This window comes from Candidatus Arsenophonus phytopathogenicus (assembly GCF_056113345.1).
In genome coordinates, this window is record NZ_JBUIOB010000017.1 from 1,748,466 (window position 1) to 1,769,984 (window position 21,519).

Annotated in this window: 19 protein-coding genes and 4 pseudogenes; 14 read left to right on the forward strand and 9 right to left on the reverse strand. The window is 37.0% G+C overall.

The window, feature by feature from the left end; translation table 11 throughout:
- Positions 1–73 precede the first annotated feature (73 nt).
- Positions 74–682, forward strand: a complete 609-nt coding sequence (grpE, locus tag AC01GB_RS12950; protein WP_474452133.1) for a nucleotide exchange factor GrpE — start codon at positions 74–76, stop codon at positions 680–682.
- A 38-nt stretch (positions 683–720) separates the two neighbouring features.
- Here grpE and ung read toward each other — a convergent pair.
- Positions 721–1,405, reverse strand: a pseudogene (gene ung, locus AC01GB_RS12955) (uracil-DNA glycosylase).
- Positions 1,406–1,739: 334 nt separating this feature from the next.
- Between ung and grcA the strand changes: the two are divergent.
- Complete coding sequence (gene grcA / locus AC01GB_RS12960; protein WP_474452134.1) at positions 1,740–2,123, forward strand: autonomous glycyl radical cofactor GrcA; 384 nt, start codon at positions 1,740–1,742, stop codon at positions 2,121–2,123.
- Between the two features lie 65 nt (positions 2,124–2,188).
- Here grcA and srmB read toward each other — a convergent pair whose 3' ends face one another.
- Together srmB and nadB are read right to left on the reverse strand one after the other, a co-directional pair.
- On the reverse strand, positions 2,189–3,517 hold the full coding sequence (gene srmB / locus AC01GB_RS12965; RefSeq protein WP_474452135.1) for an ATP-dependent RNA helicase SrmB: 1,329 nt from the start codon (positions 3,515–3,517) through the stop codon (positions 2,189–2,191).
- 175 nt (positions 3,518–3,692) lie between these two features.
- Positions 3,693–5,288: an L-aspartate oxidase gene (gene nadB, locus AC01GB_RS12970; RefSeq protein WP_474452136.1), complete on the reverse strand. Its 1,596-nt coding sequence runs from the start codon at positions 5,286–5,288 to the stop codon at positions 3,693–3,695.
- A 257-nt stretch (positions 5,289–5,545) separates the two neighbouring features.
- Here nadB and rpoE point away from each other — a divergent pair.
- The 11 genes and pseudogenes from rpoE to acpS all read left to right on the forward strand — a co-directional run bounded on the left by rpoE (position 5,546) and on the right by acpS (position 14,974).
- Positions 5,546–6,126, forward strand: a pseudogene (gene rpoE, locus AC01GB_RS12975) (RNA polymerase sigma factor RpoE).
- 34 nt (positions 6,127–6,160) lie between these two features.
- The gene (rseA, locus tag AC01GB_RS12980; RefSeq protein ID WP_474452137.1) at positions 6,161–6,787 is read left to right on the forward strand and encodes an anti-sigma-E factor RseA; all 627 of its coding nucleotides are present in this window, start codon (positions 6,161–6,163) and stop codon (positions 6,785–6,787) included.
- Between the two features lie 5 nt (positions 6,788–6,792).
- The gene (gene rseB / locus AC01GB_RS12985; RefSeq protein ID WP_474452138.1) at positions 6,793–7,758 is read left to right on the forward strand and encodes a sigma-E factor regulatory protein RseB; all 966 of its coding nucleotides are present in this window, start codon (positions 6,793–6,795) and stop codon (positions 7,756–7,758) included.
- On the forward strand, positions 7,751–8,209 hold the full coding sequence (gene rseC / locus AC01GB_RS12990) for a SoxR-reducing system protein RseC (protein ID WP_474452139.1): 459 nt from the start codon (positions 7,751–7,753) through the stop codon (positions 8,207–8,209). Before rseB ends, rseC begins: the two co-directional genes overlap by 8 nt.
- 247 nt (positions 8,210–8,456) lie before the next feature.
- Positions 8,457–10,253: a translation elongation factor 4 gene (gene lepA, locus AC01GB_RS12995; RefSeq protein WP_474452408.1), complete on the forward strand. Its 1,797-nt coding sequence runs from the start codon at positions 8,457–8,459 to the stop codon at positions 10,251–10,253.
- Between the two features lie 18 nt (positions 10,254–10,271).
- Positions 10,272–11,240, forward strand: coding sequence for a signal peptidase I (gene lepB / locus AC01GB_RS13000; protein WP_474452140.1), 969 nt, complete (start codon positions 10,272–10,274; stop codon positions 11,238–11,240).
- Positions 11,241–11,439: 199 nt separating this feature from the next.
- Positions 11,440–12,145: pseudogene (gene rnc, locus AC01GB_RS13005) on the forward strand (ribonuclease III).
- A complete protein-coding gene (gene era / locus AC01GB_RS13010; RefSeq protein ID WP_474452141.1) occupies positions 12,142–13,050 on the forward strand; it encodes a GTPase Era in 909 nt (302 codons plus the stop codon). Before rnc ends, era begins: the two are co-directional and overlap by 4 nt.
- A gap of 11 nt (positions 13,051–13,061) precedes the next feature.
- A complete protein-coding gene (gene recO, locus AC01GB_RS13015; protein ID WP_474452142.1) occupies positions 13,062–13,775 on the forward strand; it encodes a DNA repair protein RecO in 714 nt (237 codons plus the stop codon).
- Positions 13,776–13,862: 87 nt separating this feature from the next.
- Positions 13,863–14,594 carry a pyridoxine 5'-phosphate synthase gene (gene pdxJ / locus AC01GB_RS13020; RefSeq protein ID WP_474452143.1) on the forward strand — a complete coding sequence of 244 codons (732 nt, stop codon included), beginning with the start codon at positions 13,863–13,865 and terminating at the stop codon, positions 14,592–14,594.
- Positions 14,594–14,974: a holo-ACP synthase gene (acpS, locus tag AC01GB_RS13025; protein ID WP_474452144.1), complete on the forward strand. Its 381-nt coding sequence runs from the start codon at positions 14,594–14,596 to the stop codon at positions 14,972–14,974. Before pdxJ ends, acpS begins: the two co-directional genes overlap by 1 nt.
- Here acpS and AC01GB_RS13030 read toward each other — a convergent pair.
- The 5 genes from AC01GB_RS13030 to AC01GB_RS13050 all read right to left on the reverse strand — a co-directional run bounded on the left by AC01GB_RS13030 (position 14,971) and on the right by AC01GB_RS13050 (position 19,218).
- Positions 14,971–15,231, reverse strand: a complete 261-nt coding sequence (locus tag AC01GB_RS13030; RefSeq protein WP_032114763.1) for a YfhL family 4Fe-4S dicluster ferredoxin — start codon at positions 15,229–15,231, stop codon at positions 14,971–14,973. The two genes, acpS and AC01GB_RS13030, sit on opposite strands and share 4 nt — an antisense overlap.
- 421 nt (positions 15,232–15,652) lie before the next feature.
- The gene (locus tag AC01GB_RS13035; RefSeq protein WP_474452145.1) at positions 15,653–15,874 is read right to left on the reverse strand and encodes a hypothetical protein; all 222 of its coding nucleotides are present in this window, start codon (positions 15,872–15,874) and stop codon (positions 15,653–15,655) included.
- A 72-nt stretch (positions 15,875–15,946) separates the two neighbouring features.
- Positions 15,947–16,513, reverse strand: coding sequence for a sulfatase-like hydrolase/transferase (locus tag AC01GB_RS13040; RefSeq protein WP_474452409.1), 567 nt, complete (start codon positions 16,511–16,513; stop codon positions 15,947–15,949).
- 90 nt (positions 16,514–16,603) lie between these two features.
- Positions 16,604–16,957 carry a hypothetical protein gene (locus AC01GB_RS13045; protein ID WP_474452146.1) on the reverse strand — a complete coding sequence of 118 codons (354 nt, stop codon included), beginning with the start codon at positions 16,955–16,957 and terminating at the stop codon, positions 16,604–16,606.
- Positions 16,958–17,694: 737 nt separating this feature from the next.
- Positions 17,695–19,218 (reverse strand): phosphoethanolamine transferase, encoded by a 1,524-nt coding sequence (locus AC01GB_RS13050; RefSeq protein WP_474452147.1) that lies wholly within the window; start codon positions 19,216–19,218, stop codon positions 17,695–17,697.
- 252 nt (positions 19,219–19,470) lie between these two features.
- On the opposite strand from AC01GB_RS13050, the pseudogene tadA reads away from it, so the two are divergent.
- Positions 19,471–19,954: pseudogene (tadA, locus tag AC01GB_RS13055) on the forward strand (tRNA adenosine(34) deaminase TadA).
- A gap of 59 nt (positions 19,955–20,013) precedes the next feature.
- Here the strand turns inward: tadA and mltF are convergent.
- Complete coding sequence (mltF, locus tag AC01GB_RS13060; protein WP_474452148.1) at positions 20,014–21,465, reverse strand: membrane-bound lytic murein transglycosylase MltF; 1,452 nt, start codon at positions 21,463–21,465, stop codon at positions 20,014–20,016.
- Positions 21,466–21,519 lie beyond the last annotated feature (54 nt).

Here is a 21,519-nt window from a genome sequence, read left to right on the forward strand (position 1 = left end):
TTGAATCCCAAACTTTTATCCCCATAATAAGCTAATAATCTGGATTAATGCTAAAAAGAATGTGGAGATACTCATGAGTAGTAAAGATCATAAAGTGCATGATGAGCAAGCCTCTAAACAAAAAGAATTAAAAAAATCACAAAAAAATGAGGCAACAGAACAAGCAATTGAGACCGAACAACCAGTGAGTTCTACTGAAGAAGTATTAATTGATCCACGCATTACTGAATTAGAGCAGCAGTTGCTTGAAGCGCAAAAACGTGAGCGTGAAGCGTTGCTACGCGCTAAGGCTGAAGTGGAAAATATCCGCCGCCGTACTGAGCAAGATGTTGAAAAAGCACATAAGTTTGCCCTAGAGCGGTTTGCCAATGAGTTGTTACCCGTTATTGATAATCTGGAAAGAGCAATCGAACTTGTTAATCGGGAAAATGCCGAATCGATGTCAATGCTTGAAGGACTTGAATTAACTTTAAAATCTTTTTTAGCTACTGTTGGCAAATACGGTATTAAGGTGGTAGCGGAGAAGAATGTTGCTTTCAATCCAGAGCTGCATCAAGCCATGACGATGATCGATTCAGAAGAACATGAACCTAATCAAGTTATTGATGTTATGCAGAAAGGTTATTCTTTAAACGGTCGCTTACTACGCCCGGCGATGGTGATTGTGTCAAAAGCAAAATAAACTGAAATAATGCCACCCATATGGTGGTGGCATTTAGTTTATTGCTTTGGAATGATCGGTGTCCAGTCTATGGGGCTTAATCCTTGTTTTATGAGTATTTCATTGGTTTTGGAAAAATGTTTGCATCCAAAGAAACCTCTATGGGCCGAGAGTGGTGAAGGATGAGACGCTTTAAGCACAAAATGTTTTTGGTTATCGATAAATTGGCCTTTTTTCTGCGCATGGGATCCCCACAATAAAAAAACCACGCCAGCACGGTGTTGATTAATTGCCGCTACAACCTTATCCGTAAATGTTTCCCAGCCAAGATGGGCGTGAGAATGAGCTTTGCCTTGTTCAACGGTTAAAACCGTGTTTAATAATAATACCCCTTGTTGTGCCCAACTGACGAGATAACCATGATTGGGGTATTGGAAATCGGCAATGTCTTTTGCCAGTTCTTTGTACATATTAACCAGTGAAGGTGGTGCAGGAATACCTGGCCGAACTGAAAACGAGAGTCCGTGCGCTTGATTCGGTCCATGGTATGGATCTTGTCCTGAGGATCACAACTTTTACTTCGCTGAGTTCGGTGTAACGGAAAGCGTTGAAGACATCTTTTTGTGGTGGATAGATTGTTGTGCCATGTTGACGTGTTTTGGCAACATAAGCCAGGGTGTTACGGAAGTAATCTTGTTCTTTTTCTAGGCCGATGACATCGTGCCAGCTGGGCAAAGGGGCCATAACAATTCCTTTAGATTTTGATTAATATCATGTTTAACTTAACATCTACGTTATGTGAGGTAAATTTTAAAACGGAAATCGCTTATTTTTCATTATATATTTTGATATTAAAAATATTTTCTAAAAAATATAAATTTTTTTAAATGAAAAATTGATTTAAAACAGTAACCTGTCGATAATATTATTAATAACGCTTTGAAATTATTGATTAATGTCAATGAATTGCTGATATTTAATTGATATATATTTTATAGAAATAATGGTTATAGCAAATAGCCAATTTGAAAATAATTTCAAATTGTTATTTCAATCTTGTTCGAATTTGGAGGTCGACATGGTTATTGGAATTCAGATTACTAAGGCAGCTAATACAGCACTATTAAATTCCTTTTGGTTATTAGACGACGAAAAAAATGAAGCTCGCTGTATTTGCGCTAAAACTGATTTTAATGAAGGACAAATTGTTGCTAAGGAGTTGTTAGGTTCGTTTGAATATCGCGAAATTCCCCTTGAGGTTAAACCGCAGGTGTCAGTAGAAGGCGGACAACATTTAAATGTTAATGTTCTGACTCGGGAAACATTAGAAGATGCGATTGAAAACCCAGAAAAATATCCTCAATTAACCATTCGTGTTTCAGGCTATGCGGTGCGTTTTAATTCTCTAACCCCTGAGCAACCACGCGATGTTATTACGCGTACTTTTACGCAAAGTTTATAATAAAATAGTGCTAAATTAATTTTGGTTATTTCACCAAATAAATCAATAAATAGTTTAAATATTTATTATTTGTTATCAGTTTGCTTTACTGATGGTTGACGACGTTTGCCAATATTTTTACTGTCGCGATGGCGTTCTTTGGTTTTTTTCTTTTTTTGTTGGTCAATTTTTTTCTTTTCTTGTCGTTTTAGCTGGATTTTTTTCGACGGTTTGGGTTTACGTAGTGAATCTTCAGCCGGCGCTTTGGTGGTAGGCCGAAGGCTATCGATGACGCGTCTTTTTAATGGTTCTTTAAGATAACGGTTGATTTTACCTAATAGCGGTTGATCATGGGCTTCTACTAAGCTAATTGCAATTCCTTTTCGCCCCGCGCGTCCGGTTCTGCCAATTCGATGCAGATAAACATCAGCAGTACGCGGTAAGTCGAAATTGAATACGTGACTAATATCGTCAATATCAAGGCCACGTGAGGCAACATCGGTCGCGACTAAGACGTTAATTTGCCCACTATTTAGGCGTTTAACCGCTTCAGTCCGCTTTGCTTGAACCATTTCTCCTTCAAGTAACCAGGTTTTTATTTTGGCTTGCTGTAGCCATTGAACTAACTCATGTGCTCTTTCGCGTTTACGGACAAAGATAATAGATTTAGTGGCATCGGGTTGTTTTAACAGATGGCAAAGTAGCGCAGTTTTATGTTCGAGGTTATCAGCGCGATAATAGTATTGTTGGATCTTTTTTCGTTCACGCCTTGAAGGATCAGCATCAATTTCATAAGGATTATTTAGTAATCGATTAGCAAAATCGTGAATAACATCACCCGCTAGTGTTGCTGAAAATAGCATAGTTTGTTTGCGCCAGCGTGTTTCACCGGCAATGGTTTCAATGTCGTTGGCAAATCCCATATCAAGCATTCGATCAGCTTCATCTAAAATTAACGTTTCGATCGCCCGACAATCAAAATTTTCTTCTTTGATATACTGTAGTAAGCGTCCTGTGGTTGCGACCACAATATCTTGATTTTCACTAAAAATTTCAGCGTGGTTAATATAAGATACCCCGCCAGTAATGGTTGCGATATCAAGATGGGTGTATTTGGCTAATTCTTTTGCTTGTTCAGCTACTTGCATTGCCAGTTCACGGGTTGGCGCTAATATGAGAATACGCGGTGGTCCAGATCGTTTACGTGGAAAATCAAGTAAATGTTGGATCACCGGCAGTAAGTAAGCGGCAGTTTTTCCTGTTCCTGTAGGCGATGAACCTAAAATATCGCGTTCTTCCATAGCTGCAGTGATAGTTGTAAGCTGAATGGCTGTCGGGCGGTCATAGCCTTTATCATCCAGTGCATTGAGAAGACTTTGGTCTAACTCAAGTTCAGAAAATGTGGTTGCAGTCATTGTATACCTCTGGTTAGGCAATGGATTATAAACAGAACGCCCAAATTGTTCATCTATTAAAATGTTTTGTTGAATGTTTGAGTGATGATATAAATAATTATTAGTAATTAATGGCAATTCGGTAGCATTTTTTCCGTCATATATGAAAAAGGGTTAATTATATTCCTTTCTCTAGTTATTTAGTTGATGGGGTCAAAATAGTCGGTTTAGCATCTGGTTGCTGTTGCGGATAATCTAATGTGTAATGTAATCCACGGCTCTCTTTACGATCAAGCGCACAGCGGATCATCAATTCAGCTACTTGCACAAGGTTACGTAGTTCCAATAAATTATTTGATAAACGGAAATTTGAATAGTATTCCTCTATTTCTTGTTGTAGTAAATGGATGCGCCGCAATGCACGGCTCAGTCGTTTGGTCGTTCTGACAATTCCCATATAATCCCACATGAACAGTCTTAATTCATGCCAGTTATGTTGAATAACAACTTGTTCATCTAAATTATGACATTGATTTTCATTCCATTTGGCGAGTGTAGATGGCATATCAATTTGTTCGATATGTTGTTTTATCTGTTTTGCCGCAGACCATCCATAGACGAGACACTCTAATAATGAATTGGATGCTAATCGGTTGGCACCATGTAACCCGGTATAACTGACTTCACCAATAGCATATAGGTATCGAAGATCGGTTTGACCATAATTATCCACTATAACACCACCGCATGTATAATGCGCCGCTGGTACAATCGGAATTTGCTCATTGGTAATGTCGATACCTAATGTGGCTAATTTATGATAGATAGTTGGAAAATGTCGTTTTATCTTGCTTGCCGGCTGATGGCTAATATCAAGAAACATACAATCTGCCCCCAAGCGTTTCATTTCATGATCAATGGCCCGGGCAACTATATCACGAGGGGCGAGTTCCGCTCTTTTATCAAAATCAGGCATAAAGCGGCTGCCATCAGGTCGCTTCAGATAGGCACCTTCACCTCGTAACGCTTCAGTTAGTAGAAAATTGCACGCTTGTGGATGGTAAAGACAAGTCGGATGAAACTGATTAAATTCAAGATTGGCTACACGACAACCGGCTCGCCAGGCCATTGCAATTCCATCGCCTGATGAAATATCAGGATTGGTAGTATATTGATATACTTTTGCGGCTCCTCCGGTTGCTAAAACCGTCACTTTTGCATGGCAAATAACGATTTGTTGTTGATTGAGATCCCAAATGTAAGCACCGATAATTGTTGCTGAATCTTTATCTGAACGGATCAAATCGATGGCGTTATGCTGCTCCTTAATCGTGATATTCGGATGCTTGATGGCTTTTTCAACCAAGGTGGTTTCTACTTGGTTGCCTGTTGCATCGGCATGATGAAGAATACGGCGATGGCTATGGCCACCTTCTTTCGCAAGATGATATTGTTCTTTACCGGCCAAATTTAGCTCTTTATCAAATAAAACACCTTGATCAATAAGCCATTGGACAGAATGGCGGGCATTGCAGGCGACAAATTCAACGGTTTTTTTATCACACAGCCCGGCACCGGCAATTAGAGTATCATCAACGTGGGCTTCTATACTATCGGTTTGATCAAAAACCGCTGCAATTCCACCTTGAGCATAGTAAGATGCGCCTTCAGTTGAAATGTTTTTACTAAGTATCGTTATTTGGTATTGTGGCGCTAATCGAAGTGCTAACGATAGACCGGCGATGCCACTACCAATGATTAAAATATCCGTATAATGTTGTGTTGATGGCATAATATTTTATTATTAAGGTTTCGGAATAGAGTAAATTACCATGTTAGCCTATTCTTTTATTTAGAGTAAATACAATGGCCTTGAAAGAACTTTTCTTATAGTTTAGTTTAGATTAGATTAAATATAAATAATTTAAATTGACTTGGAACTTTGCGAGTTTTTGTCACTCAAAAAAATGCTTGCTTACAAATGAGAGAAAACATGGCGGGTTCAAATAAGGAAAATATGAGGCTTATTTTCGAGAGAAGTGATCTCGAATGAGCGAGCAGTTAACAGACCAAGTGCTGGTTGAACGGGTACAAAAAGGGGATAAAAAAGCTTTTAATTTACTGGTTATCAGATACCAGAATAAAGTTGTGAGCCTTGTTTCTCGTTATGTGCCGCAGGGAGATGTACCGGATGTAGCTCAAGAGGCATTTATTAAAGCTTATCGCGCTATCAGTTCATTTCGTGGTGAAAGCGCATTTTATACTTGGCTTTACCGGATCTCTGTAAATACAGCAAAAAATTATCTTATATCCCAAAGACGTCGACCGCCATCGAATGATTTGGATGTAGTTAATGCAGAGAATTTTGAGGCTTCTAATGCATTAAAAGAAATTTCGAACCCTGAGAATTTAATGTTGTCAGAAGAATTGAGAAAAGTAGTCTTCCGGACTATAGAGTCACTTCCTGAAGATTTACGTCTGGCAATTAAGCTTAGGGAGTTAGATGGACTAAGTTATGAGGAGATAGCGCTTATTATGGATTGTCCTGTTGGTACAGTTCGGTCGCGTATTTTTCGAGCAAGAGAAGCTATTGATAATATAATAAAGTGCAACCGCTAATACGAAATTAAATGTGGTTCACATTTTACTGAAGGGTACTTTGGCATGCATAGAGAGAGACTTTCCGCTTTAATGGATGGGGAGATCTTTGATTCAGAATTGATCCATACCATTTTACAAGATGTTTCGTTACAGAAACTATGGGAGAGCTACCATCTTATCCGCGACAGTTTGAGAGGCGATATCAATGAAGTTATCCATCTTGATATTACCGACAAAGTAGAGCAGGCGCTGGCAAGTGAGCCTATACAAATTGCGCCTCATGTAATACCGGAGTCACAACCTGTGCCTGCTAGCTGGTGTTTAATGCCTTTTTGGCGTAAGCTTCGCCCTTGGGCTAACCAGATGACGCAAGTTGGTGTCGCAGCGAGCGTTGCCGTAGCTGTTATTGCAGGTGTTCAGAATTATAATACGTCTAGCATAGAAACTGATGTCAAATCTGACTCACCCATATTTAATATGGTACCTATCATGGGATCTGCGTCGCCTGTGAGTTTAAATGTATCTAATGATCAATTGTTTGCTCATCCACAAACCGAGCAGCTAGAACAACGTAATCGCCGACTTGGTCTGATGTTACAACAATATGAGCTTGATCGTCGTTCAATGCTGAATCAAAGTGTAACATCATCTTCACCAGTAGCAGAAAAATCTTACTCAGGAGCAGAATAGTAGTAATGAAGCATTGGTTATCCGCCCTATTTTTTTTACTGGGCGGTTTATTGTTGCCTTTACATTCCTATGCGAAAGAATTATCGGCTGAAACTTTATTAACTGATATGGGTAATGCAGTAAAGTCTTTACCCTACGAATTATCATTTATTATTGTCAATCCACAAGGTATAACGCCGATCAGATATCGTCATGTCATTATTGACAATAAACCAATTGCTCAAATGATGCAGATGGATAATTCTCGTCGTGAAATTATTCAGAAAGGTAATCAAGTTAGCTACTTTGAGCCAGGATTTGATTCTTTTAGCTTAGAGGGCGCTTATATCGTTGATTATTTGCCGTCGGTTGTTTTTGCTAATTTTACTAAACTGCAATCCTATTATAATTTCATTAAGTTAGGCAGAACAAATATTGGTGATATAAGCTGTCAGGTTATTCGTGTTATACCGAAAGATAATTCACGTTTTAACTATATCTTATTAATTGATGAAAAAAGCAAGTTACCATTGCGCATTGATCTTTTAGATAGTAAGAATGAAATATTAGAGCAATTTAGAGTTGTCTCTGTGGCTTTTAATAGTCAAGCGTTGCTGAAATCAATGCATGTGATCGCATCGTTGAATATGCCTCCCTTATTACTTATTCCCAAATCAATCACTAAGCGATTTAACTGGCAAATAAACCAACTGCCGTTGGGATTTGAAGAAATTTCTCGTAGTTGTAAAGAGATTGCTGCTAATGAATCTTTAGAGGCCATGTTATTTAGTGATGGGTTATTTAGTTTTTCTATTAATGTTACTAAAGCAGGTGAGCGTCAACTTAGTGAAAAACCATTTCGTAAAGGTGGTTTGACTATTTATACGGTGATAAAAGGACAATACGAAGTGACGGTTATTGGCCAGTTACCATTGTTAACCGCTAGCCAGATTGCAGCTAATTTTAGTTTTAAAGAGGCAAGTAATGGTTAAAGAGTGGGCAACGGTTGTGTATTGGCATAATGGTCGAGCTGTGTTGCGATATGGTTCTAATTCCGGTTGTGGTAGTTGTGCTGCTCGCTCAACTTGCGGATCTTATATTCTCAATAAAATAGGACCGAAAACTGAGTATCAATTAGAACTTGAGGTCAGTCAGCCTCTGATAGTTGGTCAGAAAATTGAAGTCGGGATCCCTGAAGCCAGTTTATTACGTTCCGCAATGCTTGTTTACCTTACCCCATTACTTGGCCTTTTTATCGGCAGTGGGGTTATGCAATTTCTTTTTTTAAATCAATTTATTATCTTTTTAGGTGCAGTTATTGGTGGCAGTGTTGGCTTTTTTCTGGCAAAAAAAATTGCGCATTATTGGGAAAAAGAGACGCTATATCAACCGATCATTTTACAAATAGGTTTACCGCCTGATGAATTAAAACAGCAAGTATGAATGACATAGTAAGCCTAAATGCCTATCATTAGTAATTACATATCGTCACTAATCTATGCCTATAACCGCCTTATTTCATAAAAACGACTTTTTCATTATCAATGATTCTTTGAGTTGTTTGTCGCTTATATGTAAAATGCATTCCTAAGATTGTTATAACAGCTTTTATTAGTTTTAGCTTTGTAGGGCTAAGCTATTGCTAAAACTGATTTTGTAAGGCCATTTAGAAGAAGATATAACCTTGAAAATCAAACATATAAGAAATTTTTCCATCATCGCTCACATTGATCATGGTAAATCAACTCTGTCGGATCGTATTATCCAGATCTGTGGTGGTCTTTCTGATCGTGAAATGGCAGCCCAGGTATTAGATTCTATGGATTTGGAGCGGGAACGAGGGATCACAATAAAAGCGCAGAGTGTTACCCTGAATTATAAGGCCAGTGATGGTGAAACTTATCAGCTTAATTTTATTGATACACCTGGCCATGTTGACTTCTCTTATGAAGTATCCCGTTCATTAGCTGCTTGTGAAGGGGCATTACTGGTTGTTGATGCAGGGCAAGGTGTGGAAGCGCAAACCCTTGCTAATTGCTATACCGCTATTGAAATGGATTTAGAAGTTGTTCCTGTACTTAATAAAATCGATTTACCTGCTGCAGAGCCTCATCGGGTAGCTAAAGAAATTGAAGATATTGTTGGCATCGATGCTCATGATGCTGTTCGATGTTCGGCAAAAACTGGATTAGGGGTACAAGACGTAATTGAGCGGCTGGTTAAAGAGATCCCACCACCAGAAGGTGATCTGGCAGTGCCTTTGCAGGCATTAATTATTGATTCGTGGTTTGATAATTATTTAGGTGTTGTTTCGCTGGTACGGATTAAAAATGGTACGCTTTGTAAAGGTGATAAAATTAAAGTGATGAGCTCTGGCCAACTTTATAATGTTGATCGCTTAGGAATTTTCACACCCAAACGAATTGATCGTCAACAACTAAATTGTGGTGAAGTCGGTTGGCTGGTCTGTGCCATAAAAGATATTCACGGCGCGCCGGTTGGCGATACATTAACTGGCGCTCGTCATTCTGCAATACAGGCGTTGCCTGGTTTTAAAAAAGTAAAACCGCAGGTTTACGCCGGTTTATTCCCCATTAGCTCTGATGATTATGAAGCATTTCGTGAGGCTTTAGCTAAATTAAGCTTGAATGATGCTTCGTTATTTTATGAACCAGAGAGTTCAACTGCATTAGGTTTTGGATTTCGGTGTGGTTTCCTTGGTCTACTTCATATGGAGATTATCCAGGAGCGTTTGGAACGTGAATATGATTTGGATCTTATTACAACTGCGCCTACAGTTATTTATGAAGTTGAGTTAACAAATGGTGATGTCATCTATGTTGATGGTCCCTCTAAATTACCAGCACTTAATAATATAAATGAATTACGCGAACCAATTGCAGAATGTAACATGCTAATGCCTAAGGAATATCTTGGTAATGTTATTACGTTCTGCGTAGAAAAACGCGGTGTTCAGACTAATATGGTTTACCATGGTAGTCAGGTCGCATTAACCTATGAAATTCCTATGGCTGAGGTGGTGTTAGATTTCTTTGATCGCTTGAAGTCTACTTCACGAGGATATGCTTCATTGGATTATGGCTTTGTCCGCTTCCAGGCGGCTGATATGGTGCGTGTAGATGTGTTAATTAATGGCGAAAGATTGGATGCCTTAGCATTGATTACCCATCGTGCAAATGCATCATATCGTGGTCGTGCGCTAGTTGATAAAATGAAAGATCTGATCCCGCGCCAACAGTTTGATATTGCAATCCAGGCTGCAATTGGTACCCATATTATAGCGCGTTCAACGGTGAAACAATTACGTAAAAATGTATTAGCTAAATGTTATGGTGGTGATGTTAGCCGTAAGAAAAAATTACTACAGAAACAGAAAGAAGGTAAGAAACGTATGAAGCAGCTTGGTAATGTTGAATTACCACAGGAAGCGTTCCTTGCTATTCTTCACGTAGGTAAAGATAACTAACCGTTGTAAGGAGTCATAATGGCTAACACTTTTTCTTTGATCTTGACGCTGGCGACCTTGATTACAGGGATTATCTGGGGTATTGATCGTTTTAAATTAGCACCTGTTCGTAAGAAAAAAATGGCGCAGCAGCAAAAAGTTACTGAAGGAAGCGTAGAGCAGACGCATTTAGCTGAAAGTATTCATAAACCATCATGGGTTGATACTTGTTCATCTATTTTTCCGATATTAGCGATTGTATTAGTGATACGTTCGTTTATTTATGAGCCATTTCAAATCCCGTCAGGTTCAATGATGCCTACCTTATTGGTCGGTGATTTTATACTAGTAGAAAAGTTTGCTTATGGATTACAAGATCCTGTTACCCAAACGACATTATTGGAAACAGGAAAACCTAAACGTGGTGATATTGTGGTATTTAAATATCCTAAGGATCCTAGTGTAGATTTTGTTAAACGTGTTATTGGTCTACCTGGTGATAAAATTGTTTATGATACTGAACAAAAAGAGTTACGTATATATCCGAATTGTTCAATTTCAAACTGTGTTCGAGCGTTACCAATTATCTATTCTTCATTAAAAGAGAGTGAATGGTCTTTATTTTTTAATATTGACTCTATGGTCGAAAGTCAGAAAGGAAGTTATCGAATTCCATTGGGCGAACCAGTACCAAGTAACGCATTACGTCAAGCGGAAAGAATCGAAAAATTAGATGATACTAGCCATGAAATCTTAGTGATCCCACAAGTATATACCCAGTCACGTTACCAACAGCCCGGTTTACCAGACAATGAATGGATTGTTCCCCCTAAACACTATTTTATGATGGGAGATAATCGGGATAATAGTGCAGATAGTCGTATGTGGGGTTTTGTGCCAGAAGAAAATTTAGTTGGGCGTGCAGTTATTATCTGGTTTAGCCTTGATAAGCACGAGGGTGAATGGCCAACTGGAGTGCGTTTAAGTCGTATTGGTGCAATTAACTAATAAAATAATGAGATAAACTAATCATTAATGCTAAATTGATTGATATCGTAATCGATATAGAATATAGCACGATAATCAAAAATGATGGTTTTTTGAACGATATCAGGAAACCTGCCAACGCAACAGTTTTGTAAAAATTTATTTTGCAGATCTGTTGCGTATGCTTTTTGTAATTTGATAATGAAATAATTGGTAGCACATGAATTCTTCTTTAATTGAGTGGTCAGAGCGACAAGAAATTAAACAGCTACAGGGTAAGCTTGGCTATACTTTTAAACAAATTGAATTATTAAAGCAAGCGTTAACTCATCGTAGTGCCAGTAGTAGTCACAATGAGAGATTGGAGTTTTTAGGCGATTCAATTCTTAGTTTTGTGATTGCCAATGATCTTTATCATCGTTTTCCTAAGGTTGATGAAGGCGATATGAGTCGTATGCGAGCAACATTGGTCAGGGGTAATACACTGGCTGAGCTTGCACGAGAGTTTGATTTGGGAGAATGTTTGCGTTTAGGGCTAGGTGAATTAAAAAGCGGTGGTTTTCGTCGAGAATCAATATTAGCAGATACTATCGAAGCGTTAATTGGCAGTATTTTTTTAGATAGTGATATTCAAACGACTGAACAAATTGTTTTAGCTTGGTATGACACTCGATTAATAGAAATTAGCCCCGGTGATAAACAAAAAGATCCTGAAAACACGTTTACAAGAGTATTTACAGGGACTCCATTTACCTTTACCAAGTTATTTGGTAGTTCAAGTTCGTGGTGAAGCGCACGATCAGGAATTTACTATTCATTGTCAGGTTAGTGGTATAAATGAACCGGTTGAAGGAGTGGGTTCAAGTCGTCGTAAGGCTGAACAAGCCGCAGCTGAACAGGCATTAAAAATATTGGAGCTTGAATGAGCAAACAGAAAACCTATTGTGGATTTGTAGCCATTGTAGGACGCCCAAATGTGGGTAAATCAACATTATTGAATCAATTACTCGGGCAAAAGATTTCTATTACTTCACGTAAACCACAGACAACCCGTCATCGCATCATGGGCATTGAGACAGAAGGTAATTATCAAACAATTTATGTCGATACTCCAGGATTGCATGTAGAAGAAAAGCGCGCAATAAATCGTTTAATGAATCGGGCAGCAAGTAGCTCAATTGGTGATGTGGAACTGATTATTTTTGTTGTTGAAGGCACACATTGGACAAACGATGATGAGATGGTAATAAATAAGCTGCGTCATTTGCCTTGTCCGGTATTATTAGTGATTAATAAAATTGATAATGTGGTGGATAAAACCCGTTTGCTGCCCCATATTGAATTTCTTAGCAAGCAAATGAATTTTCTGGATATTGTGCCAATTAGTGCAGAAAAAGGTGCCGGTATCGATATTATTACTAAAATTGTCCGTCAACATATGCCAGAAGCAGCACATCATTTTCCAGCGGACTATATCACCGATCGCTCACAACGTTTTATGGCTGGTGAAATTATTCGTGAGAAGTTAATGCGTTTTCTCGGCGATGAGCTCCCTTATTCGGTCACAGTTGAAATTGAGCAATTTGTGGTAAATGAACGCGGTGGCTATAACATTCATGGCCTGATTTTGGTTGAAAGCGATGGCCAGAAAAAAATGGTTATTGGCAATAAAGGTAGCAAAATTAAGAAAATTGGCATTGAAGCTCGGATGGAGATGGAAAAACTTTTTGCTACTAAGGTTCATCTTGAACTTTGGGTGAAAGTTAAAGCCGGATGGGCTGATGATGAACGTGCACTGCGTAGTTTAGGCTATATGGACGATCTTTATTAAGGCGGGTTTCCGTGGACGGTTGGCAACGTGCATTTGTACTTCATACTCGCCCTTATAGTGAAACGAGTTTACTGTTAGATTTTTTCACCGAAAATGAGGGCCGTATTCGACTATTAGCCAAAGGTGCTCGTAGCCGTCGATCTAATTTAAAAGGCTGCTTACAACCTTTTACGCCATTGCTGATCCGTTGGGGAGGCAAGGGAGAAATGAAAACGTTGCGTGGAGCAGAACCTATTTCTCTAGCGCTACCATTTACCGGTACCGTACTGTATAGCGGTCTATATGTTAATGAATTGCTTGCGCGAGTTTTAGCCCAAAATATCCCTTATCAAACCCTATTTTTTGAATATCTTACTTGTTTGCAGATATTGGCTGGTAGTGAATATACGTCGGAACATGCATTGCGCCGTTTTGAATTATCATTGCTATCTCATTTAGGTTATGGTGTTGATTTTTTACACTGTGCCGGTAGTGGTGAGCCGGTGGCAGATAGCATGACTTACCGTTATCGAGAAGAGAAAGGTTTTATTGCCAGTTTGGTTATTGATCACTTAAGTTTTACCGGTAAGCAGCTTAAGGCATTTGCCGCTAGTCAGTTTCCTGATGTCGATACATTAAGAGCGGCCAAGCGTTTTACCCGTATTGCGCTAAAGCCTTATCTGGGGGGAAGTCCATTAAAAAGCCGTGAGCTTTTTTACCAGGTCATATTGCCTAAAACGCGTTGAAGCGAGGTTATTAAAACCTCTTTGAATATATTATGATTGCATGGATAAACGAAATTCAAACTATGAAATGGATAACAGGAGTTAAATATGGCAGAGTTATTATTAGGCGTTAATATTGATCATGTTGCCACGGTGCGAAATGCGCGGGGAACACAATATCCTGATCCACTACATGCAGCATTTCTTGCTGAACAAGCTGGGGCTGATGGGATCACTGTTCATTTGCGTGAAGATCGCCGTCATATTACTGATCGTGACGTTAAGTTACTTCGCCAGACGTTACAAACCCGGATGAATTTGGAGATGGCAATAACGGATGAAATGGTCAATTTTGCCTGTCAGATCAAACCTCAATCTTGCTGCTTGGTACCAGAGCGACGTGAAGAAGTTACGACGGAAGGTGGGCTTGACGTTGTTGGACAACAAGCATTAGTCGCAACGGCGGTCAAACGATTAACCAAAGCAGGTATCACGGTTTCTTTGTTCATTGATGCTAAAGAACAACAAATTGATGCAGCAGTGGAAATTGGCGCGCCCTTTATTGAAATTCATACTGGTGCCTATGCTGATGCTAAGAGCGAGTTAAAGCAGCAAGAAGAGTTTAAACGTATCAAGCAGGCGATAAGTTATGCCACTGCAAAAAAACTTAAGGTCAATGCGGGTCATGGGTTAACTTATCATAATGTTCAACGTATTGCTCAATTGCCTGATATATATGAACTTAATATTGGCCATGCGATTATTGGGCGAGCACTTTTTAGTGGCATGGCGACAGCTGTGAGTGATATGAAGAAAATTCTTCGTGAGGCGCGTTGTTAATGGCGATTATTGGATTAGGTACTGATCTGGTCGAAATTGTACGTATTGAGCAAATTATCAAGCGTTTAGAGGAACATCTGGCGAAACGTATATTGTCCGCGCAAGAGTGGCGACAATATCAACATCATTCTCAGCCAGTCCGTTTTTTGGCTAAGCGTTTTGCGGTCAAAGAAGCAGCAGCAAAAGCTTTAGGCACGGGGATCCGAAACGGTTTAGCGCTCAATCAATTTGAAGTTTTTAATGATCAATTAGGTAAGCCAGGGCTTAATTTATTAGGACAAGCAAAAATATTGGCTGATTCTTTAGGTGTACAAAATATCCATGTATCATTATCTGATGAACAAAATTATGCTTGTGCCACTGTGATTATGGAAAGTTAAATTTTATCGGCATGATGTAATAGGACAAATTTATCCCATAATTGTTCTTCTGTTTCAGGATTATCAGGATCTTTTAAAATGGTATTGTTGATCGGACAAACAGATTGGCAAGTTGGCTTATCATAGTGGCCAATGCATTCAGTGCAAAGATTGGGATTGATTTGGTAAAATTCTTCTCCCATTGAAATCGCTTCATTTGGGCATTCTGGTTCACACATATCACAATTGATACAGCGTTGAGTAATTAATAAAGACATAGCAATATGTTATAAGTAATTTGAGTAAATATAAGTAAATTATGCATTAAAAACATAATCTTATCTGTAACTGATGATTTTGTACAGTATATCTTTTCTATTGAAAAACCCAATTCAGTAATACAAAGCTGCAACCCAGATCGATTTTACTCTCTTAACAATGATAAGGATATGAGCATTACGTTGACTGTTTGTTCAAAAAGCACTTCAATAGCAGCTAGAACAGTACACAAACAAAAAAACTGAGTGTTGGTACTTTGATATAAATCTTTTATGTAAACTCATAGCTAAAATCTGTGTTGCAGCAGCTAAATCTATTTTAAAATACTTTGCTAAATCGTGTTGATCTAAAAACCCAAAATAATATAATCTAAGGCTGGATTTTAAGTTGAAATCCAGCAATATTGTTGCTAAGTAATTGTTATTCTATCAAGGAAAAAGGTAAAATATTTTCATTAGCTGTTAGCACTCGATCATATTCTCTTTCGCTTCTAAGAATATTTTTATCAATGTCATAGCCAAACAGTTCGGATAAAATATACTTATTCATCAAACCACTTAAGTATTCGTCTTTATTACGAAAAGATTCGATAAAAGCACAATTAAAATGTTTATTGGTCGATTTATACATAAAGGGGATCAAATATTGTTCCTTCCTTTTTCCAGTCCATGATCAACATTGACTATCTCGCCATGATCTGCGGTATAAATTAAATTAAAATCTATTTTTTGCATAAATGATATTCATTATATCATTTATGATCCTGTAAGTATGATGAATAGTGAGATCATAATCCGCTGCTTTTGGTAAAGCTTTTTTATCTATTGCATCATAGTTGTCATAGGGTAAATGATTACCATAAAGATGAATAATGATAAATCTTTTTTGTGCATTATCAGATAACACTTTTGCTAGCAGGTTGGCTAATTTATTATCGTTATAATTGGTTAGCCTTAAATCATCACTTTTTTGAGCGATAAAACCAAATTTTGAACCATGCAGACCTTGTATTTCTTGGGAACCTAACCAATATGTTTTATATCCATTGGCTTTTGCCATTTCAATAATAGATTTATTGTTGAACAGGTTTTCTTCATTTTCCGGTGTGTGAAAAGCTAGTGTCATTGACACTGAATCTCGGGTTATCGGTGAACTGGAATGGGCGTTATTTAAGATGCAGCTATCTTCGGTTGAAAATATTTTTGTCATATGTGGCGTTGTATCTAAATGATAGCCATATGCACTATAACGGGAGTAGAGTGAGTCTTCCCCATGATTAATATAATATTTTTATTATTATTATTGTCTTTTTTAGATAATATTGCATGATTAAATTTTTCAATTTCGGCTGTATTTGCATATTTATTATTTTCATATGATGAAATAAATAAATAAATAAATAAATAAATAAATAAATAAATAAATAAATAAATAAATAAATAAATAAATAAATAAATAAATCACGTCACCAAATACTAAAGGTATTTTATGATGAAAAAAATCCCGAGCTGTTTTTTTATCTTCTTTGATATTAGAAATTAATCTGTTTTCATCTTTGATATCTAAAACCACCAGGATCATTGAAAGTGCTGTAAACGATAATGCTGAATACAATAATAGAGAGGTATTTTTTAAATTTTTCTTAATTCTTGTTATTAGATAAAATAAAAAAGCAGTAAAAATTAATGTAGGAAAAATTAACTTTAGCATTAAACTGCCTGACATAAATAGAGCTTCATTTATGTTGGTTTCAAGGATGGAATGTAGAACAGAGGTTATTATATTTACGTTAAAATTTAACGAATATATAACTTTTATATTTATAAAGAATAAAAAAAAGTAATCCAATTAGTTTTGGTAATTTATTCTTACTTATTATTAATAAGAAAGTAATTAAGAGAATAATAAAACTAGATATATGTGGTAGCCTTGAATCTTCTTTGAAAACAAAAACATTTAATAAAAGTGAGAATATAAATAATATTATTATATAGTTAAAGTATTTTTTTGCGGTTTTCATATAATTAATTTATTAATCTGCAATAAAAATGAAGATATATAACTTTTCAGCTAGCGGTATTGAATATATCTTTAATTTGTTTTAATAGCAGGTTGGTATTCCTATGTATGCTTGGTATTTTTTTGTGTTGCTAAATAGAGCGAAATTGCGAATAAGTAACGCCAATTCAAAAAATTAAAAGATAACACAAAACTATGTTACAATTATTTTAAAACTATTTAAAGTTATTATATATCATAATTGATACAGCGATAAGTAATTTATAGTGACATTTTAAGCTCTATTTAAAATATTGCTTATATCATTAAATTAGTCAAAAAACTGCATGTATTATTAAGCTAAAGCCGTGAATAAACGCAGTATATTTTATGCCTCAGATAAAAAATTATCACGCTATAACCACAATATTTGCCTTATTCGCTGTTTGCTATTTGGCATAATGTCATGGCGCCATATCTGACGGTAATTTTGTATAGTCAATTCGTTTATTATTACAGTCAATAACACTATTTTGTTGATGACAAATATCGTTTGAAATCATATGACAAGAATGGTCAATACTGGCATCGTCAATGCCTGACCATTTAGAAAATAGAGTTAAAAAGTTAATTCCACTTCTAGCAGCAGTAATGTACTGCCGGTCGTTAGAATTATAAGAACTAATAAATAGTGGTACTTCATAATCCTGACGGTATTGATCATTATGGGTAAGTTTTAGGTCACTCGGGTTATTTTTATTGACGAAACCGAGGCCATGATCAGAAAAATAGATCATTGTCCATTTTGATTGGCTGTCGGTTAAATATTGATGAATTGTTGCTAACAGTTGATCAGTATTTTTTATGCTCTGTATATAGCATGAAATCTCTTCACTTTTGTAAAAAGTTTCATAGTGATCATTAGTCCTTGCGCAAGCGCGAGGATGACTACCAATTAAATGAACAATAATGAATTTTTTGGCCTGAGGAGCTTTGATTGCTGTTACAATTTGTGGCAGTAATTCATCATCATTGGTCTCTTTACTATTATAACTTGCTCTTTTCAGAAAAAACGAATGATCTGCTTTTTTCCCTATAGAAGCAATCGGTGTGTCGTAGATACCAACAGCTCCCTGATTTGACAACCAATAGGTAGTAAATCCCCATTTTTTTGCCAGCGCAATAACGCTATTGGCTAATTTGGGCGCTTGGGTCAGGGAACTGGTTAATGATGGAATAGTTGATGAAGCGGCTGAAATATAATGGTTGAATACAATACCATTAGCGCTATCCATAAATGGGGTATTATTAATTGGAAAGCCATAAACGTGCATAAAATCGCGTCTAGCACTTTCACCAATCACCATAACATAGGTATCAAATGGCGTGGCACTATTGTTTGGCTGGAAGTCATCTGTTTGCGCAAATAAATTAAACAGTTTATTGGTTTCTTCCTTGGCACTATTAAAGTCTTTGACAAATTTGATTTCTGGATAACCGCTATTTAAAATATCGAATTCACCCGTTTCTTTATAATCTTTTATTGGGCCATATAGAAGAAACGCCAAAAAGGTAATAAAAGCACCAATCTTTGTTTTGTTACCGGTTTTAAGCTTAAATGTTGTACAGAAAAAGCCGAACAGTAAAATAAATAATGATCCAACATAAAGATAGTATGGAATATTACTAATAAATTCTATTGCTTCATTTAAATTGGTATAAGTAACTGATGTTGCTATGGTTAGTGAGGGAGTACCATAAAGTACCCTAATCGGAAAATATAGCGCTGCAATAATGGTGAATATAATAATGAATCCACTATATATTATTCGTAACTGATTGATAACGATTAGCAATGCGACGATACCAGCTGTATAGTTTAGTCTTGGTGGGTAACCCATAGCGTAATGAATTAGGCTGAATAATATAATAAGTAGCGATATTTTCAGCGAATAATTTCGATTATCATTTATTAATTTTTTTATCATTTATTATATCCTATTTAGATCAGTGACTACCCTTAATGCAACAATACACTGAGTTAAATTAGTTAATTTTATTAATAATATAAGTGATTTTTTGGGTGGTTTATTGATGTTATTTATTATATGAGATGGCTATGAATTAGTATTAAAGAGTTATTAAATCATAAGTTGATATTATATTATAATTATTTTTGCGATTTAAATTAATATTTGAGGTTTTTATTCGTGGATCAAGCCCAAAAAGATGTTTATTGGATGCGAAAAGCTATTTTACTAGCCAAAAATGGTCAAGAAAAAGGTGAAATTCCTGTTGGCGCGGTATTAGTACATGAAGATGAATTGATTGCAGAAGGTTGGAATCATCCTATTTTGTCTCATGATCCATCTGCTCATGCGGAAATTTTAGCTTTGCGGGCAGCGGGTCAATCTTTACAAAATTATCGCTTACTCAATACGACGCTTTATGTGACACTCGAGCCTTGTATTATGTGTGCCGGAGCTATGATCCATGCGCGCATCGGTCGTTTAGTATATGGCGCCTCTAATCAAAAAACTGGTGCTGCTGGTTCAATTATTGATTCTTTTTAATCATCCGGATATGAATCATCGTATTCTGGTATTGGGAGGGGTTTTGGCCGATGAATGTTCGACGATGTTAAGCGGTTTTTTTCAACAGCGTCGAGCAGAAAAAAATTGGCCAGGAAAGGGTAGCGTTGATAAATTAAATCTGCCTAAGTAGCTTAGTAAGGCGGCTTAGGCAGAAATAGAAGCTAATACTGTTTGTAATGATTAGCTAAATTAGTCACTACTTTTTTCTTTGCTGCTGGTTCTAGAGAATAATAGCGGATCCCTTGCAGCGAGCTGCATATTTTGATTCATTTCCTTATTCTGTAGGTAACCCACCAAACTTTGGTGATAACGGCGGATATTTTCCACATAGCGATAGGCTTCATAGCCACGTGCATAACCGTAGGTTAATTTAGCAAAATATTTTTTTTTGCTAAGTAGCGGCAGTCTGGCTTTTACATCTAACCAACTGTCAGGATCTCCGCCTTGTATGCGTGTCAGTTTCCTGGCATCAAGCATATGTCCCAACCCCATATTATAGGCCGATAAGGCAAACCAAATACGATCATCAGGCGCAATAGTAGTTGGTAAGCGCAAAATCAGATATTGCAAGTAAGCGGCGCCACCTTTAATACTTTCCTCTGGATCCAGCCTATCTGACACACCCATAGTTTGTGCAGTAGGTACTGTTAGCATCATTAAACCACGAACACCGGTGGGTGATGTGGCTAGTGGATCCCAGTGTGATTCCTGCCAGGAAATTGCTGCTAGTAGACGCCAATCTATATCTTCTGCATATTTTTTAAATAGATGCTTATAGGTTGGCAAAGTTTTATTAATTGCAGTAATAAAAGAAAGCGTATCAAAATAGTCAAAAGTAGCAACATGGCCAAAATATTTTTCATTTAAACGTGTTAAAAGTTCTTCTTCATTACTTTTATTGAAGAAGTCTAACATTGCTGCATTTAGACTATTATCTTTTGAGCGTTTCATATACCAATTAAGGCTATGATCGTCGCTAACATTAAAAGCGATAGCAATGTTTGGATGAATACGTTGCTGCATAGCGACGACAATAGAATTTTCTAAGGTATAATCAATTTTCCCTTCAGAGAGCAGTTGCAATAACTCAGTCGCATTATAATGACTGGTTTCTTCCCATTGAAGATTTGGATATTTTTGCTTCAACTGTTGCAGCGTATTAGCGTTTACTGAATCAGTGGCAACGACAAACTTTCCTTTTACATCATTCAAAGAGCGTGGATGACTTACCCCTTTGCGATAAATTAGCTGCTGGGAAACGGTATAGTAGGCAGGGCCAGGCTGTGCTTTATCGAGGCGCTTCTCATTATAAAGAAGCCCTGCAGTAATAAAGTCACTATTACCGTTTTCAAGGTCATTAAAAAGTTGATTGATATTTGAACGTACATTGATACGTAGCTTTACGCCAAGGTAATCGGCAAAGCGTTTAGTCAGTTCGTAATCAAATCCGCTTGCTTCTTGCTTATCGTTAAAGGACATAAGGGGTGAATTAATGGTACTTACACGTAATTCACCGCGAGAAATAATTCTCTTCACCTGGTCTTGCTGCTGGTTGGGCCACTCAATATTAAGTGTAATGACACCAACAGAAATTATAGAGACAATAACGATAATAAGATAATTAATTCTGATATTGATCAAATGGTTATATCTCGTTAGTTAAACATATTTTCTTAATTAAAATGACCAAATTAT

Bases quoted from the DNA above. Each gene is read 5' to 3' on its own strand.
- grpE (WP_474452133.1), top strand. From the start codon at position 74: ATGAGTAGTAAAGATCATAAAGTGCATGATGAGCAAGCCTCTAAACAA.
- grcA (WP_474452134.1), top strand. From the start codon at position 1,740: ATGGTTATTGGAATTCAGATTACTAAGGCAGCTAATACAGCACTATTA.
- srmB (WP_474452135.1), bottom strand. From the start codon at position 3,517: ATGACTGCAACCACATTTTCTGAACTTGAGTTAGACCAAAGTCTTCTC.
- nadB (WP_474452136.1), bottom strand. From the start codon at position 5,288: ATGCCATCAACACAACATTATACGGATATTTTAATCATTGGTAGTGGC.
- rseA (WP_474452137.1), top strand. From the start codon at position 6,161: ATGCATAGAGAGAGACTTTCCGCTTTAATGGATGGGGAGATCTTTGAT.
- rseB (WP_474452138.1), top strand. From the start codon at position 6,793: ATGAAGCATTGGTTATCCGCCCTATTTTTTTTACTGGGCGGTTTATTG.
- rseC (WP_474452139.1), top strand. From the start codon at position 7,751: ATGGTTAAAGAGTGGGCAACGGTTGTGTATTGGCATAATGGTCGAGCT.
- lepB (WP_474452140.1), top strand. From the start codon at position 10,272: ATGGCTAACACTTTTTCTTTGATCTTGACGCTGGCGACCTTGATTACA.
- era (WP_474452141.1), top strand. From the start codon at position 12,142: ATGAGCAAACAGAAAACCTATTGTGGATTTGTAGCCATTGTAGGACGC.
- pdxJ (WP_474452143.1), top strand. From the start codon at position 13,863: ATGGCAGAGTTATTATTAGGCGTTAATATTGATCATGTTGCCACGGTG.
- acpS (WP_474452144.1), top strand. From the start codon at position 14,594: ATGGCGATTATTGGATTAGGTACTGATCTGGTCGAAATTGTACGTATT.
- AC01GB_RS13030 (WP_032114763.1), bottom strand. From the start codon at position 15,231: ATGTCTTTATTAATTACTCAACGCTGTATCAATTGTGATATGTGTGAA.
- AC01GB_RS13045 (WP_474452146.1), bottom strand. From the start codon at position 16,957: ATGTCAGGCAGTTTAATGCTAAAGTTAATTTTTCCTACATTAATTTTT.
- AC01GB_RS13050 (WP_474452147.1), bottom strand. From the start codon at position 19,218: ATGATAAAAAAATTAATAAATGATAATCGAAATTATTCGCTGAAAATA.